We start from the raw sequence: 14,455 nt of genomic DNA, 5'->3' as shown, positions 1-14,455 counted from the left end.
AATGAACCTCGGAGAAGACTCGGGAACCCCGCCGCCGACAGAGCGGCGGGGGCGCCCGATCAGTAGCTGCGGAAGTACTCCCGCTGCTCCCACTCCGTCACCGAATTCTGATCTTCACGAATTCCGTTCTCTTCCAGGTACTGGATGTACCTGCGCCATTCGTTCCGCTTCAGCCCCAGGTAGAAGTCGACGAACGCATCGCCCGCGCTGCGCCGGAACAACTCGCTGGCATCGAGCGCATCTGCCGCCTGCGCCAGGCTCGACGGCAGACGCGGCAGATCCTTCTCGTGTGGATTGTCGGTCAGCGGTCCCGGATCGATCTTGTTGTCCACCCCGTCCAGCCCGGCAATCAGCTGAGACGCCATGTACAGGTAGGGATTGGCTGCCGGTTCACCGAGCCGGTTCTCGAAGTGGGTTGCGGGGTCACCGGGACCGCCCAGCACTCGCAGATAGGTTCCGCGGTTGTCAGCGGACCACGTCGCCCTGTCGGGTGAGAGCGAGAATCGATCGCTGAATCTCTTGTAACCGTTTACCGTCGGTGCCGCGAAGATGGCGGTCGCCGCCGCGTGATGAACGAGCCCGCCGGCGAAGTGTGTGGCGAACTCGGAGACGAAGTCGCCTTCCTGCTGAGCCACGAACACATTCTCACCGATGCCCTTGTCGAAGAGCGACTGATGGAGGTGCCACCCGCTCGCGTCGAACCCGCTGAGCGCAGGAGCGCACATGAAGGTCGCGTGGTAACCGGCGCGTGCGCACAGCTGCTTGACAGTGGTCCGGAACAGGAGCATCGCGTCCGCGGCCTCGAGGGCCGGCATCGGGTCGAACGTGAACTCCATCTGGCCCGGGCCGGACTCGTGCTCTGTCGTCCGTAGCGGGATACCGAACGACAACAGCGTGGATCGAATCTCTCGAATCAGACCCTCCACTTCATCGATCAGATTCTCGCTGTTGAACTGATAGCCCAGGTTGACCGGTGCGACAACCGGCGCGGCACCTGGGGACCCGAAGCCGCCCACGGACTCGAGATCGTTCTTCAGGTCGACCAGGCGGGTGAGATACCACTCGACCTCGAGACCCACGACGTACTGCAAGTCTCGTGCCTCGACCTCCGCCAACATCCGCTTCAGCAGTTGTCGCGACGAGAACGGCACCGGGCGCCCCGACTTGAAGTACTCGTCACCGATGATCCATCCCACCTTGTCCGCCCAGGGGAGGACACGAAATGTTTCCGGATCCGGAACCAGCACGAAGCTGCTGGCACCCGTCATCTCGTCGTCGTTGAGTCCACCACCGCGTTCGAACGGATTGAACACCAGGTCCAGACCGGTGTCGAAGATGAACGGACCAGGACTGCAATCGATCCCGTTCCTCAGGACCGACGCGAAGGAAGAAGCAGTCACTGCCTTGCTTCGCGACAGGCCGTGGGGATCACAGAAGGACATGCGGATCACCTCCAGCCCGCTGTCCTCGATCTGCGCAAGGATCTCGGCGGCCTTGGCCTTCTGCCGCGGTGTCCACAGATTGTGCATCTCGATGAACCCCGAACGGCCGGTGCTCAGGTTCTTCAGTGTCGCGGTACTGATGTTCTCGGACATGTGCATTCCTTCAGTAGGTCGAGTGATTGACGAGCTCTGGATAGACGGGCTTCCATGCCCGGTTGGCCTCGTAGTCGGCGGCAATGCCGAGGACGCAGTGGTCGTCGCCGAACCGCCCCACGAACTGGATTCCGATCGGAAGTCCGCGAGGGTCGAGTGCGGCCGGCATGCTGACCGCGGGCTGCCCCGTCAGATTGAAGGGGTACGTGTACGGCGTCCACGAAAGCCCCTCGGAGACCTTCCCGTCGACGACGACGGACTCGCCCTGATCGGACGGGAACGCGGTGATCGGTGTCGTCGGCGTCAGGAGGATGTCCACGTCACGTGTCGCCGTCCGCACAGCCATCGTGTAGTCGTGGCGAAGATCGTGCGCACGCGCGAGTTGACCGGCACCGAGCTTCCGACCTCTCCGGATCAAGCTCGCGTACCCCGGGTCGAGTAGGTGCGCGATCTCGTCGAAGTTCTCCCAGTGACTCGCGGCCTCGTGACCGGCCCAGATGGTGTCGAGAATCCGGTAGGGGTCCGGAAGGTCGATATCGAGTTCGACAGTGTCGTAGCCGATCTCGCGCAGCAGTGCCGCTGCGTCGTAGAGTGCGCTCTCCACGGATGCATCTGGTTGTACGTTTCCGAGCGAACTCGTGACACCTACTCGCAGCGAACGCGTGCCGGCACCGCTGCGCGTCAGAAGCTCGACCCGATCACCGATACCGCTCAGACGATCTCGAGGATCTGGGCCACTCATGACCGCCACCGATCGAGCCGCGTCCTCGACGCTGCGGGTGAGCACCCCGATGTGGGACAGGCCGTCGGACGAATGAGGCCAGTACGGGATGCGTCCTAGTGTCGGTTTGAAGCCGACGACCCCGCAGAAGGCTGCGGGAATCCGCACGCTACCGGCGCCGTCCGTCCCGACCGCGACCGGCCCGAAACCCATCGCTGCGGCGACACCCGCACCGCCGCTCGAGCCGCCGGCGGAGCGCTCGTGAGCCCACGGGTTGAGCGACGGTCCGACAAGTTGGTTTGCAGCATCACCCTTCCAACCACCTTCACTGGTGTTGGTCTTCCCCACTATCACAGCTCCGGCTTCCCGTAGTCGCGCTACGGACGGAGAATCCTCGTAGGGTACAAAGTCTTTCGTGACAAGCGATCCGCGCGTCGTGCGGAGACCACGGGTGCGAATCAGGTCCTTGACGGTGACAGGGATGCCCAGCAGAGGCTTCTCGGGGGTCGGCCCGTGGCGTTCGAGCGCTCGTGTCGCCACTTCCGCCTGCGCTCTGCATCCGTCTTCATCCAGGGTGATGAAGGTATTCAACGACTCGAAAGCCCGCGCACGGCGGAGGATGTCGTCGACCACCTCGGATGGCGTGAATTCTCTCGTCCGGTAGGCATTGTGAAGCTCGGAGATCGAGTAAAACCCCGGCTCCACTCGCGGTACGGTCATCTTCTTCTCGATTCGGTTTCTTGGTGGGCATGATCGCGGTGCGCACGTCACCGATGCAGTTCGAGATCCCTTTTCTCGCCGACTGTTTCAGGTTCCAGGTGCGTCGTCCTTGCGCGTGCCACGAGTGCCAGAAAGACGGCGACAACGATGACCTGAACGGCGACGACCACCGTCGTACTCAGTTCGTTCCAGGTCCCCGTGAGCTGCATAGCACCCGGGATCGTCGTTGTCGTGAACGCCTGCAGCACTGCCAGCCAGCCAGTTGGGCGCTGTAGCCACTCCTGTCCCAATGCGAGAACGAAGAAGAAGGCCGAGAACAGAACCACCCACGACAGCCAGATGAATCCGAACTTGACGTCCGAGAATCGGACGAAGTTGACGGCAGCCAGGAACGCGGATACCAAGGCGGCCCACCCGCAGTACCAGCCGAGACCATCTCCCGGCAGACTTCCGAAGTTGTTGAATGCCACGTAAAGGTAGGTGAAGGCGAAGAGCAGGAACCCCGTGACACCCAGCACGACATCGAGCTGCCCGGCCTCCGCTTTCAGACTCGAGAGCACCGCAGACAACACGGTGATCACCAGAGCTGAACCGATGAACACGTTGACCGGAGCGGTTGCCTTCGGTCCGACAACACCCAACAGGCCGAGGCCGTTCAACAGTAGGACGGACCCCACGAACATGAGAGACAAGCTGGACATTACTTCTCCTGATCATTCCCTGATGAATGCACCGATTACCGATCCACGAAATTGTCGAGCCATGAGCTGAAGATCTTCCTGGCAATTTTCATATTTCCGTCGATGTTCAGCCTCAACTCTTCCAAGATCTTCCGCGAGGCGCCCTCACCGTGAATGGACTCCAAAGCCTCCTTGTATTCCGGGATATCGCCCCACTCCGCCGCAAGTGACTCGGTCACTTCGACATGGAACTGGACCCCATAGGCCGCGCCGCGGGCAATGACCTGATTCTCGTACAGCTTCGATTCGCACAGCCGAGAGAATCCCTCCGGAAGCACGAAGGAGTCCGAATGCCACTGAAACACGGGAAACGAGGATGGCAGCTCGGAAAACACCGGGTCCCGCTCGGCCACTGCGGTCAGAGCAACCTCGTTCATGCCGACCTCCGGCACCTCACCTGTGTAGATCTCGGCACCGAACGAGGCAGCCAGGAGTTGCGCTCCCAGGCAGACGCCCCAGTACGGCATACCGGCCCGCACGGCATCTTCGATGAATTTCCGCTCGTCGACGAGCCAGGGAAATTCTTCGTCGTCGACCGCACCCATCGGTCCGCCCATCGCGATGATGGCGTCGTACAACCGCCAGTCGGGCAACGTATCGCCCCGATCCAACTCGATTCGATCGATTTCGATGCCGCGTTCGACGAGCACATCTTCGAAGGCTGCCGGCGGCTCACATTCGACGTGCTGAATAACGAGAACCTGGTGACCGGTTTTCCCGTTGAAACCTGCAGCGGAGTTCTGTTTCGACATATACGCCTCTCACATTTCATGGTTGCAGTGGTGGCCTCTGCAGACGATGATGTAGCTGTGATGCCCAGCACACAAGAGGCCACCCATTCGAGATTGGACTTGTTTCTTGTCGACCATGAATAGAATGATCATCTGGCACTTGCTCCGAACCGAAGGCGTTCCTGGACCCCGGTATCGGAGCATCGCGGAGTGCTTCGAGGCATTGATCTGCGCCGGACACATCCGAGTCGGCGAGAAGCTCCCCGGCGAGAGGGACATAGCCGACGCCCTCACCGTGAGCAGAACGACGGTGGTGCAGGCCTACAGGAGACTCAAGGAGATGGGCTGGGCCGAGAGCACCACGGGGAGAGGGACCTTCGCCCGTCGCCCGGTGAAGGAGCGCGCGACCAGGATGATGGACTGGGTCGAAACCCCCGAGAGTGACCCAACCGCCGGGTCGGCCGTGCATTCGCCAGTTGTCGATTTCGTCAGTCCCACGCCACCTGCCCCGATCGAACTCCACGACGCCGTCACATCCAGCGCTGCCGAGGTTGTTCGGCTCGCCGACAGCGCCGTGCACTATCTGCACGGGCTGCCCGAGCTGCGGCAGTGGATCGCCGAGTGGTACACGGCCCGAGGACTGCCCACCCGATCGAACGAGGTGGTGGTGACGTCGGGCGCACAACAAGCGCTCGCACTGGTGTGCCGGCTCTTCATGCGTCCGCGCGGATCCGTTATCCTCGAAAGTCCCACGTACCTGGGGGCATTGGATCAGATGCGCTCGCGCTCTGCGCACATCGTCTCGGTCCGGTCCGGTTCCGCAGGGTTCGATCCCGACCACCTCACGGAAGCGATGAGGAGTCACCGACCGGATCTGATCTACACGATGTCGACCTGTCATTCCGTGACCGGAACCGCCATGACCGACGAGCAACGCCAGCACGTCGTCGACCTCGCAGCGGCATCCTCGACCGTGATCGTCGACGACGATGTCTACGCGGGTCTGTCGCGAAGCGGTGCCCGCCAGACGCCGCTGGCCGCCACGAATCCGGATGCACCGATCATCACGATCGGCGGAGTCGGAAAGCTCTTGTGGGACGGACTCCGAGTCGGATGGCTGCGCGCACCTGCCCCCATCGCCGAGCGTCTCGCTCGACTCAAGGGCGTCGAGGACTTGGGCACATCGCTGATCGCCCAGATCGTCTCGCTCGAACTCCTGCACCACCACACGGAGATCGCGGAGCGGCGCAAGCTCGAAGCAGCCGAAAGTCTGCAGCTCACGCAGTCGCTTCTCAGGGCCGCTGTACCCGACTGGACATGGCACAATCCGGCCGAGGGTTGGTCTCTGTGGATTGCACTACCCCACGGCTCTGCGACACAATTCGCTATCGAGGCCCGCAGGAACGGCGTACTGATCGCCGCCGGGTCCACCTTCACCGCGGACGGTAGCGGCGATGACCATCTCCGCCTGGTGTTCTACAAGTCCGCAGCCGATATCGAGGCGGGAGTGCGGCGACTCGGCGAATCGTGGATGCAGTTCGGTGCCGTGTCAGGGTGAACACACCAGGTTCACCTCTTCCGTGAGCCTTCCGGCGTCAGAGAATGGCTGTCAGCGACCAGTACACGACAAGAGTGGTCACAGCCATCGAGGTGACGTTGGCGATGAACGGATGGAACAGCGGAGGAAGCGGCTTTGCGAGCAGTCGGGCAACGGGGGCCCCGAGTACGGCGCCGAGAACTGCTCCCAGGACGAGAGCAGACCAGCTGCCGCCGAAGGCGACCACGGCGGTAGGTGCGCTCGAGACCACGGGAACGTAGGTCGCAGTCCAACCCCCAGCGCGATACCACTGCCGCCACAGCACCACCCCGATCGCGGAAGTGAGTACCTGGGCGAAAAGTATCCGGGGTAGCAGTTCGAGACCGTAGCCGGCGAAGGTCGGGTCGATGAGGAACCCGACGCACGCGCCGACGATCATCAGTCCGCCGGCCCATTCGCTGCCGATGAACTGTGCCTCCGAGAAGTCGGCGAGCACGCGGCGAACGGTCCATGCAGCTTCACTGTGTCCCACGTTCACTCGGACCCGCCCGTGCGGTGGCGGCGGATCGTCGGTCACCCTCATCCAGGGCAAGAAGCGACACGCTGCGCACGCGATCGCACCGCCGATGGCCATCGCCGAGACGATTCCGACGACATTCGGGATCCCCGTTGGGACACAGAGGTTCGCGATCAGAACCATCGCGAGAGGCGGTACGGTCACGACTCCGAGGACGGCAGCGGTGCCCAAGACGGCCCAGCCGCGCCCGTAGAGCAGCACGACAGCAGCGGGGACCGAGGCGACGACGACGAAGGTCGGCTGCCACGTCCCGTCCACGAGCATGCCGCGGAACAACAGATTCGTCGCCAGCAGGGACAGAACCACCGCTCCGATCATCCAGGGAAAGCGGGCCCCGAACCCGTACGAGACCGGTGTGCCGGCGAACCGGGACGAGGACCGCCACAGGAGATACGCGGCGAACGCGCCCACGAGCAGCCCGATCGACGCGAGTGGACTCTTGTACGAGGTCGGCTCGGTGAAGTCTCCGAGCACCCACGTCCACCACGCCGTCCACGACTTCGAGATGTCGGCGGTCCACTGCTCGTAGCTCCGCGTCGAGCTCGAGCGCGCGGACGTGGCAGCTTCGAGCAGGAGCGCGACACCCAGAGCGGCTACACAGACGATTGATGCACCGAGCGCTGTTCCGACAGAAGCATATTGGCTGGTTCTTGCGATTGAACGTTCACTAGAGGACTTGGTCGTCGACATGCTGACCTTTCCAGGGCTGATGGGCACAGAGCCGCGACCGGCGGGGGTCGCGTCAGTGAGCTGACCTATCTGGAGGGGGAAGGAAGTGAGGACCTCACTTCCCCCTCCAGCCCGGTCACAGTGGGCGGGTGTCAGGAATGCGGTAGTGGTCGGCCCACGGGCGTGCCTGCTCGAAGGCAGCGATCGCTGCCATGACGCCGGCGTCGTCGTGTCTACGCCCCATCACGAGCATGCCCACCGGGAGGCCGTTCGAGAGTCCGGCCGGCACAGATGCACTGGGGTTTCCCGTGAAGTTGGTGAAATAGGTCATGCACCAGCCGATCAGTGGGTCCACCTGTTCACCGTTGATCTCCGTCGGCCCCTGGGTTTCTCCGTCGTGGCCGTTCAGGACGGGCATGCACGCCAGCGTCGGCGCAACGATGTAGTCGTAGGTGGCGAAGACATCCGCGAAACGATCGTAGACGCTGGTCCTCATCCGCTGATCCCGGATGAGATCGTCCGGGCCGAGGGTCGGAACCAGATCGACCCAGCGCATCATCGACTCCGGCAGTTCGCGTGGAGTTTCCGATCGTAGGTCGAGGCCGTTCTCGGCGAGAGATGCCAGCGTCTCGTGAACTCCGAGCGCTGTCACCCGCGACCACATGTCGCTCAGTTCACGCTGCGAGACGGTGAAGCCGAAGTCGACGGGTTCGACGACGGCACCGAGCTCCTCGAACACCCGCACCGCGTTGTCGACGACGTCCCGCACCTGCTTGTCCACCGGGTAGATCCCGTAGTCGGCGGTGTATCCGATGCGCTTGCCCTTCACTCCTCGCGTGAGCGCGCCCATGAAGTCGACGGTCCCGTCGAGAGCGATCGGGTCCCGCGGATCGAAACCGTGCAGTGCCGTCATCGCGAGCGCGGAGTCTTCGACGGTGCGCGTGATCGGCCCTTCATAGAGGAAGCAGGAGGTCCCGAAGGCGTTCGGCCGGGCGACGAAAGGCAGGCGGCCCGCCGATGGCTGAAATCCGACCACACCGCTCCACGCGGCAGGGATGCGGATCGATCCGCCACCGTCGGTGGCGCCTGCGAGCGCAACCATTCCGTCCGCCACCGCCGCCGAACTTCCGCCGGACGAGCCGCCCGGATTCCGGGTCGGATCGAACGGATTCCGGGTGGGCCCCACGGTTGCGTTGTCCGTCGTGCCGCGAAATCCGAAGGCGGGACTGTTGGTCTGCCCGACGACGATACTGCCGGCGGCCTCGACGCGGGCCGGGAACATGCTCCAGGTGTCGGAGATGTTGTGGCGCAACGCCGACAGCCCGCCGAGCGTCGCGGGCCAGCCCGGCTTGAAGCCGAACAGATCCTTCATGAGACTGGGCACGCCCGCCAGCACCCCGACGTCTTCGCCCTGCACAATCTGCGCTTCCAGCTGCCGCGCACGGGCGCGGGCTTCGTCATACCCCTTGTATGTAACGGCATTCAGACTCGGGTTGCGTCGTTCGATCCGTTCGATCGCCGCCTCGGTGGTCTCCACCGGTGAGAGGTGCTTGGCTCGAACGGCTCGGGAGGTCTCCGCCGCGGTAAGGGTATCGAGTTCGGAAGATGTCGTCATCGGTGTCTCCTCGCGCCGCGAACGCAACGGTTCGCGTAGGGCTGACTCGTGTAGCGGAAGCTACGACGAGGCCGGCGGAGGGCAGGCACCGGCTTATTCCGGCATTCCACACACTCCTCCGCCTCGGGCCGGATCGAGAGTTCCGCGAACGGATCCGCCGACCCCCGAGTGGCCCGATGCGGGAAATGTAATGTGCGTCACTGGGGTGATGCGTCGGTCAGATTGCGTATCTTTCGTCGAAGCTGAGCAGCCCTTCACGATCGGCGAGGAGGGCGGCAGCTGTTCGAGTGGTGACCGAGAGCTTGGCAAGAATGTGTTCGACGTGCGTGGTGATCGTTCGAACGCTCGTCGACAGCGCCTGTGCGATGGCGGCGTTCGACGCCCCCGTCACCAACACGGCGAGAACATCCAGCTCACGCCGGGTCAGACCGTACGGAAGCGGTTCCTGACGCCAGCTCACGACTGCGCGACATGTCGAACCGCTGAAGGGAAACAACTCGACCGTCAGTGGTTGCGCCCGCGATTGCCTGCCACGGCGATCGCCGTCACGATCGCACCAGCGGAACCGTGTCGGGCGGTCCGTCCTCGACAGAACCTCGGCTATCGCCTCCAGCAACGCCGGAGGAGGCAAATCTTCGGGGGTCAGCGGCACCCACCCGTGGACCCGATCGAGTGCGGCGGCGGGAAGCTGCGGTGAGTACATCGAGACGAACTGCCGTGCCGGAGCGAGGCGATCGACGAGCGGAGACATCCCGGCCCCCACGATCCCCAGAACTTCACGTACCTCGTCCGCGGGCGGCGCGGCCACCTCGAGGTTCAGCAACAGCATTCCCAGGTACACGCCGTCGATGGCACGCAGCAGCATCGTGGCGCCCTCACGGAATCCGTGCGCCTCGACTGCCTGGACGTAGAACGCCGATTCGCGCCGATCGAACGGGCAGTCCTTCCAGAAGACCGGTTCCGCCCGCTGCTCCAGCACACCCCAGACGCGGTCGGTGCGATACCGGGGCCCGTTCAGCGCGGCACGCATCTCCTCGGTGTATCCGCGGCTGGCGACAGTGTGATGCGTCGACGTCATCGGGTCCCAGACCGCGATCTGCGCGGCATCGTAGGCAACGATCTTCGCCAGCTCACCGAGCACTGCTTCGGCACGCTGATCCATCGGTGCGGTGTCGGCAACGATCGCCGAGATCCGTCGCGCCGAGTCCACCATCGATGACCTGGACATGGCGTCATCATAGGACGGAGTGGCGCTCGAAGTTCATGCGCGCGGGAGACGCACTCCCGGAAGCCAATTGACGAGACCAGCTTGTCTACGATACGTCGCGCTCATCCTCGGTCCATGAGCCGCGCGATTCGACGGATGCCTTCGCTGATCTGCGGAACTGAGGCGGCGGCATACGAGAGGCGGATGTAGGCCGCAGGTGGCTCGTCGAAGTAGAAGTGCCCGCCGTCTCCGATCAGCACGCCGGCATCCTGGGCCGCGGCCGTCAACGCCGCCGTATCGGTACCTTCCGGCAGCTTGGCCCAGAGGTGGATGCTGCCCTGGGGAGTGTGCGGAACTCGCACGTTCGGGAGTGTGGCAGCGATCTCCTCCAGCATTGCGTCACGACGCTCCGTCAGGTGCGATCGAAGCCTTTTGAGGTGCCGCGGCCAGGCACTGGAAGTGAGCAGGCTCAGAGCGACCTCCTGAACCAACGGAGGCACACACATGTCGTCGGCGATGCGCGCTGTCCGTAGGCGTTCGCCGGCTGGTCCCCGCGCGGCAATCGCAGCGACACGCAAGCCCGGCGCAGCCGATTTGCTCAAGGTAGCAATCGAGACCACATGCCCATCCGGATCTTGAGTGAACAGCGGCGCGGGCGCACGGCCATCGATAGTCAAATGCCGGGCCCAGTCGTCTTCGATAATGAATGCCCCGTGACGAGCGGCGAGCCGGAGCACCTCTTCGCGGCGAGAGACACTCAACACGGCACCGGTCGGATTGGCATAGCAGGGTTGGAGATAGACCACCGTCGCGCGTGTGCGTTCCAGAGCATCGGCGAGTTTGTCGGGCCGGATGCCGTCAGCATCCGCGGGCACAGCAACCAGCTCGAGGCCGGCCGCTTGGGCGGCGATCATCGCACCGGGATAGCTGGGGCTCTCGGCAATCACCGTCGAGCCGGGATCGGCAAGGGTTCGCAGTGCGTAAGCGAGCGCCTGCTGTCCCCCGGGCACGATCAGCACGTCGCTCGGATCGGTGTGGAACTCCTCGGAAAAGACTCTGCGCAGATCCGGCAAGCCGGACGGGGGCGCCATCATCCACGCCCGCGGGCTTCGCGCGGCGCGAGCGCCCAAAGATCTAAGGTCTTCGAGCGGCTGCAACTCAGGGGCTAGATATCCCCACGACAGCTGGATGTCGTCGGCGGTTCCGTAGGCTCCCAACCGGGAGGTTCTGCGCGCATCGACCCGTGCGTGGCCGAGAGATTGCGATTGCCACGAATAGTCGGGTTCCGGACCCCGGTCTCGGCCGACGATGAACGTGCCTCGGCCCGGTTCCGCTTTGACCACCCCGAGCGCTTGAAGCTGCGCGATGGCCTGGGAAACCGTCGCAGCACTGGCCTGGAACTCACGTGAGAGCTGACGAACGGGGGGCAGTTTCTCACCGACACGCATGGAGGCCGCCCGACTCCGCAGGACCGCGGCAACATCCGACGCTCTGTTATTGTTGTTCATGAGACCATTGGATAACGTTACTCACGTACTGTCAATCACGTTACTGTCATGGACTGCGGTCGACCCTCGACGGAAGTTCGTCGCATGAGTGTGCTGCGCTCTGTGCTCAGGGACGCTTCAGCGTCCGCACTCGTCGCCGGAGTGATCTCCGCGTTGGTGAACTACTCCGGTCCGTTCCTCATTGTGCTCGAGGCGACTCGCGCGGCCGGGTTGAACGAGGCGCAGACCGCCTCGTGGGTGTGGGCTGTGTCGATCGGCAACGGCGTGTGCAGCATCGCGTTGAGTCTGTTCACACGCATGCCGATCATCGTGGCATGGTCGACGCCGGGCGCCGCCCTCCTGATCGCGTCGCTGGGCGGGTTCAGCTTCTCCGACGCGGTCGGAGCGTTCCTGGTCGCGTCCGTCGCGGCGGCCGTCGTCGGATACACGGGGTGGTTCGGATGGCTGCTCGACCGCGTGCCCGCGCCGGTGCTGCAGGCGCTGCTGGCCGGCATCCTGCTCCCCTTCGTCATCTCGGCCGGCGCGGCGTTCCAGGCGGCTCCAGTGCTGGCCGGCAGCGTGATCATCACCTTCTTCGTCGGTAAGCGGTACTTCGACCGGTACGCGGTCCTGGCGGCGCTGATCGTCGGCGTGACGGTCGCCGCGGTGACAGGTTCCTTCAAATCGATCAACGTGGGGCTGACGATCACCGGCCCGGTCTTCACGATGCCGACCTTCAATCTCACCGCGCTCGTCAGCATCGGTCTTCCGCTGTTCATCGTGACGATGGCCTCGCAGAACGCACCGGGACTGGCGTTGCTGCGCTCCGAGGGTTACCGGCCCAACGATCGGCTCCTCGTCGGGTCCATTTCCACGGTCTCCGCGCTGCTGGCCCCGGCCGGCAACCACGGCATCAACATCGCGGCCATCACCGCGGCCATCGCCGTCGGCCCCGAGTCGCATCACGACCGGAATCGCCGTTACATCGCAGGGCTTTCAGCCGGTGTCGCCTATCTGCTCGTCGGAGTCTTCGGCAGCTTCCTCGTCGCGGGCTTCCAGTCCATCCCCACCGCGACCATCACGACACTCGCCGCGGTAGCACTGCTCGCCTCGACGCTCACCGCGTTGAAGGGCGCGATGGGCGGCGACGCCCGCACCGGTGTCTCGGCGCTCACCACGCTCGCGGTCACGATGTCGGGCATCGTCCTCGTCAGCGTGGGCAGCGCATTCTGGGGACTGCTCGCCGGTAGTGCCGTGTACGTGATGTTGGGCCTGCCCACGGTGAAGCGTCGCCCCACCCGCGCCACCAGCGTCGAGAGCCCTGACCCCGACCCGGATCCCCTTGCCGAGGAGGTGATCCGCTGAGATCGCCCGCACTACTCGATCGGTGCCCGAAGGTGCGGCGACGATCCGAACGGGTCGGCGCCGCACCAAGACAGCAGGACTGTGAATCATGCTCGAACTCGCCCTCATCGTCCTGGTGTTCATTGGCGCGGTGACGCAGAGGCTTGCAGGACTGGGGTTCTCGATGCTCGTATCCCCCTTCCTCGTACTGTTGATCGGTCCGCAGCAGGGCGTCCTCGTTGTCAACGCACTGGCGTCGATCGCCGCGCTCGTCGTCGCTGTCCGAGTGTGGCGCGACATCGACTGGCACCTGCTGCGGTGGCTGATGCCGCCTGCTGTCGTCACCGCGCTGCTGGGTGCCGAGTTCAGTGCGAGAAGCTCGAATTCAGCGCTTCTCGTTGTCATCGGCTCCGTTTCGGTTGTCGCGCTTGCGGGATCGATACTGGTCAAGTATCTCGATGTCCGCGCCTCCGGCCGTGCCGCGACGGTGGTTGCCGGGGCGGCGGCAGGGATCACCAACTCGACAGCCGGTATGGGAGGACCGCCGATCACGGCATACGCGATCCTCACCGACTGGCCGCACCGCTCGTTCGTGGCGACGACACAACCACTGTTCTTGGTTCTCGGAAGTGTCTCATTCTGCGCGAAGCTGGCGATTCTCCCAGCCGGAGCGCCGGCTTGGCCAGTGTGGATGTGGTGTGCAACCGCTTCCACCCTCCTTGCTGGTACAACGATCGGGGATTTACTAGCCCAACGGTTTACGCCATCGACGATACGTATCTTTGTTGTGACCGTCGCGCTGGCGGGAGCCGCTTCTGTCCTGCGGGAGGGGCTCTTCACATGAGCGGTCCCCCTCTTCCGGAGTCCATGCGGGCTAGTTGATCTCACCCACCACGTCGCCTCCGACGATCCGCGTGACGTCCGCGGCGATGTTGTCATAGATGGTCGCGTGGTCGACTCGGCCGATCGCGTCGACGACCAGCGTCCACAGCTCTCGCGGATCGAGGTCGCCGAGCGGATCGGCGTCGCGCCCGACACACTGCCGCGGCGCAAGCTCTCGACACCGAATCCTGCCGGATCCCTCTGTCTCACAGCGACCTCCATGCGTCCGGACTGCGACCGGCAGCATCGTCTCCCGGCGCCGTAACGAACGATGACAGGACAGCGGCCGAAACCACAGGGGCCGGGCCGTCACGTTCGGACGCACCCTACGTATGCGGGTCCCCCCATTGGGACCAAGCAGACGACGGGACAGCTAACCTCAAGGTGGGAACCATGTTGGAGGTTCGCCTTGCATTCGTCACCACACCTGCATCCCATTCGCACGATCCGGTGTCAGCAGCACGGGACGCAATCGCGGCGCAGGCGAGCACCCTGCTCCGCGCGGTCGCGCGTTCGGAGGTTGGTCGGCGGCAGCACCGTCCTCCGGAGGGCCGACCCTGACTGCCGATCGTGCTGCACGGTGACGGCTGGAGCGCACGGTACGCAGCCGAACGTCCGGTGACCGGTCAC

General features: G+C 64.2%; 12 protein-coding genes. 3 read left to right on the top strand and 9 right to left on the bottom strand.

Annotation, left to right across the window (positions count from 1 at the left end; translation table 11 throughout):
• Positions 1 to 59 precede the first annotated feature (59 nt).
• Genes ERC79_RS12880 through ERC79_RS12865 form a run of 4 tightly spaced genes read right to left on the bottom strand, consistent with a single transcriptional unit; the run spans position 60 to position 4,528 of the window.
• Positions 60 to 1,595 (bottom strand): glutamine synthetase family protein, encoded by a 1,536-nt coding sequence (locus ERC79_RS12880; RefSeq protein WP_165497111.1) that lies wholly within the window; start codon positions 1,593 to 1,595, stop codon positions 60 to 62.
• A 10-nt stretch (positions 1,596 to 1,605) separates the two neighbouring features.
• Positions 1,606 to 3,036 carry an amidase gene (locus tag ERC79_RS12875; RefSeq protein WP_131578718.1) on the bottom strand — a complete coding sequence of 477 codons (1,431 nt, stop codon included), beginning with the start codon at positions 3,034 to 3,036 and terminating at the stop codon, positions 1,606 to 1,608.
• Positions 3,037 to 3,083: 47 nt separating this feature from the next.
• The gene (locus ERC79_RS12870; protein ID WP_131578717.1) at positions 3,084 to 3,737 is read right to left on the bottom strand and encodes an AmiS/UreI family transporter; all 654 of its coding nucleotides are present in this window, start codon (positions 3,735 to 3,737) and stop codon (positions 3,084 to 3,086) included.
• A 35-nt stretch (positions 3,738 to 3,772) separates the two neighbouring features.
• The gene (locus tag ERC79_RS12865) at positions 3,773 to 4,528 is read right to left on the bottom strand and encodes a type 1 glutamine amidotransferase (RefSeq protein ID WP_131578716.1); all 756 of its coding nucleotides are present in this window, start codon (positions 4,526 to 4,528) and stop codon (positions 3,773 to 3,775) included.
• 124 nt (positions 4,529 to 4,652) lie between these two features.
• Here ERC79_RS12865 and ERC79_RS12860 point away from each other — a divergent pair, with 124 nt between their 5' ends.
• Entirely contained in the window at positions 4,653 to 6,065 is a 1,413-nt protein-coding gene (locus ERC79_RS12860; protein ID WP_165497108.1) for a PLP-dependent aminotransferase family protein, read from the top strand.
• A gap of 37 nt (positions 6,066 to 6,102) precedes the next feature.
• Here the strand turns inward: ERC79_RS12860 and ERC79_RS12855 are convergent, their stop codons facing one another.
• The 4 genes from ERC79_RS12855 to ERC79_RS12840 all read right to left on the bottom strand — a co-directional run bounded on the left by ERC79_RS12855 (position 6,103) and on the right by ERC79_RS12840 (position 11,620).
• Positions 6,103 to 7,311: a hypothetical protein gene (locus tag ERC79_RS12855; RefSeq protein ID WP_131578712.1), complete on the bottom strand. Its 1,209-nt coding sequence runs from the start codon at positions 7,309 to 7,311 to the stop codon at positions 6,103 to 6,105.
• A gap of 115 nt (positions 7,312 to 7,426) precedes the next feature.
• Positions 7,427 to 8,905, bottom strand: coding sequence for an amidase family protein (locus ERC79_RS12850; protein ID WP_131578710.1), 1,479 nt, complete (start codon positions 8,903 to 8,905; stop codon positions 7,427 to 7,429).
• Between the two features lie 217 nt (positions 8,906 to 9,122).
• Entirely contained in the window at positions 9,123 to 10,133 is a 1,011-nt protein-coding gene (locus tag ERC79_RS12845; protein ID WP_131578708.1) for a LuxR C-terminal-related transcriptional regulator, read from the bottom strand.
• Positions 10,134 to 10,234: 101 nt separating this feature from the next.
• Positions 10,235 to 11,620: a PLP-dependent aminotransferase family protein gene (locus ERC79_RS12840; RefSeq protein WP_165497107.1), complete on the bottom strand. Its 1,386-nt coding sequence runs from the start codon at positions 11,618 to 11,620 to the stop codon at positions 10,235 to 10,237.
• Between the two features lie 84 nt (positions 11,621 to 11,704).
• Here ERC79_RS12840 and ERC79_RS12835 point away from each other — a divergent pair, with 84 nt between their 5' ends.
• Together ERC79_RS12835 and ERC79_RS12830 are read left to right on the top strand one after the other, a co-directional pair.
• The gene (locus ERC79_RS12835; RefSeq protein WP_242676544.1) at positions 11,705 to 12,964 is read left to right on the top strand and encodes a benzoate/H(+) symporter BenE family transporter; all 1,260 of its coding nucleotides are present in this window, start codon (positions 11,705 to 11,707) and stop codon (positions 12,962 to 12,964) included.
• A gap of 88 nt (positions 12,965 to 13,052) precedes the next feature.
• Positions 13,053 to 13,787 carry a sulfite exporter TauE/SafE family protein gene (locus tag ERC79_RS12830; RefSeq protein ID WP_131578706.1) on the top strand — a complete coding sequence of 245 codons (735 nt, stop codon included), beginning with the start codon at positions 13,053 to 13,055 and terminating at the stop codon, positions 13,785 to 13,787.
• 30 nt (positions 13,788 to 13,817) lie between these two features.
• Here ERC79_RS12830 and ERC79_RS23460 read toward each other — a convergent pair whose 3' ends face one another.
• Positions 13,818 to 14,138 carry a hypothetical protein gene (locus tag ERC79_RS23460; protein WP_242676543.1) on the bottom strand — a complete coding sequence of 107 codons (321 nt, stop codon included), beginning with the start codon at positions 14,136 to 14,138 and terminating at the stop codon, positions 13,818 to 13,820.
• Between the last annotated feature and the right edge of the window lie 317 nt (positions 14,139 to 14,455).

The organism is Rhodococcus sp. ABRD24 (genome assembly GCF_004328705.1).
Classification (GTDB): Bacteria; Actinomycetota; Actinomycetes; order Mycobacteriales; family Mycobacteriaceae; genus Prescottella.
This window is presented reverse-complemented; position numbering and strand designations above follow the sequence as displayed.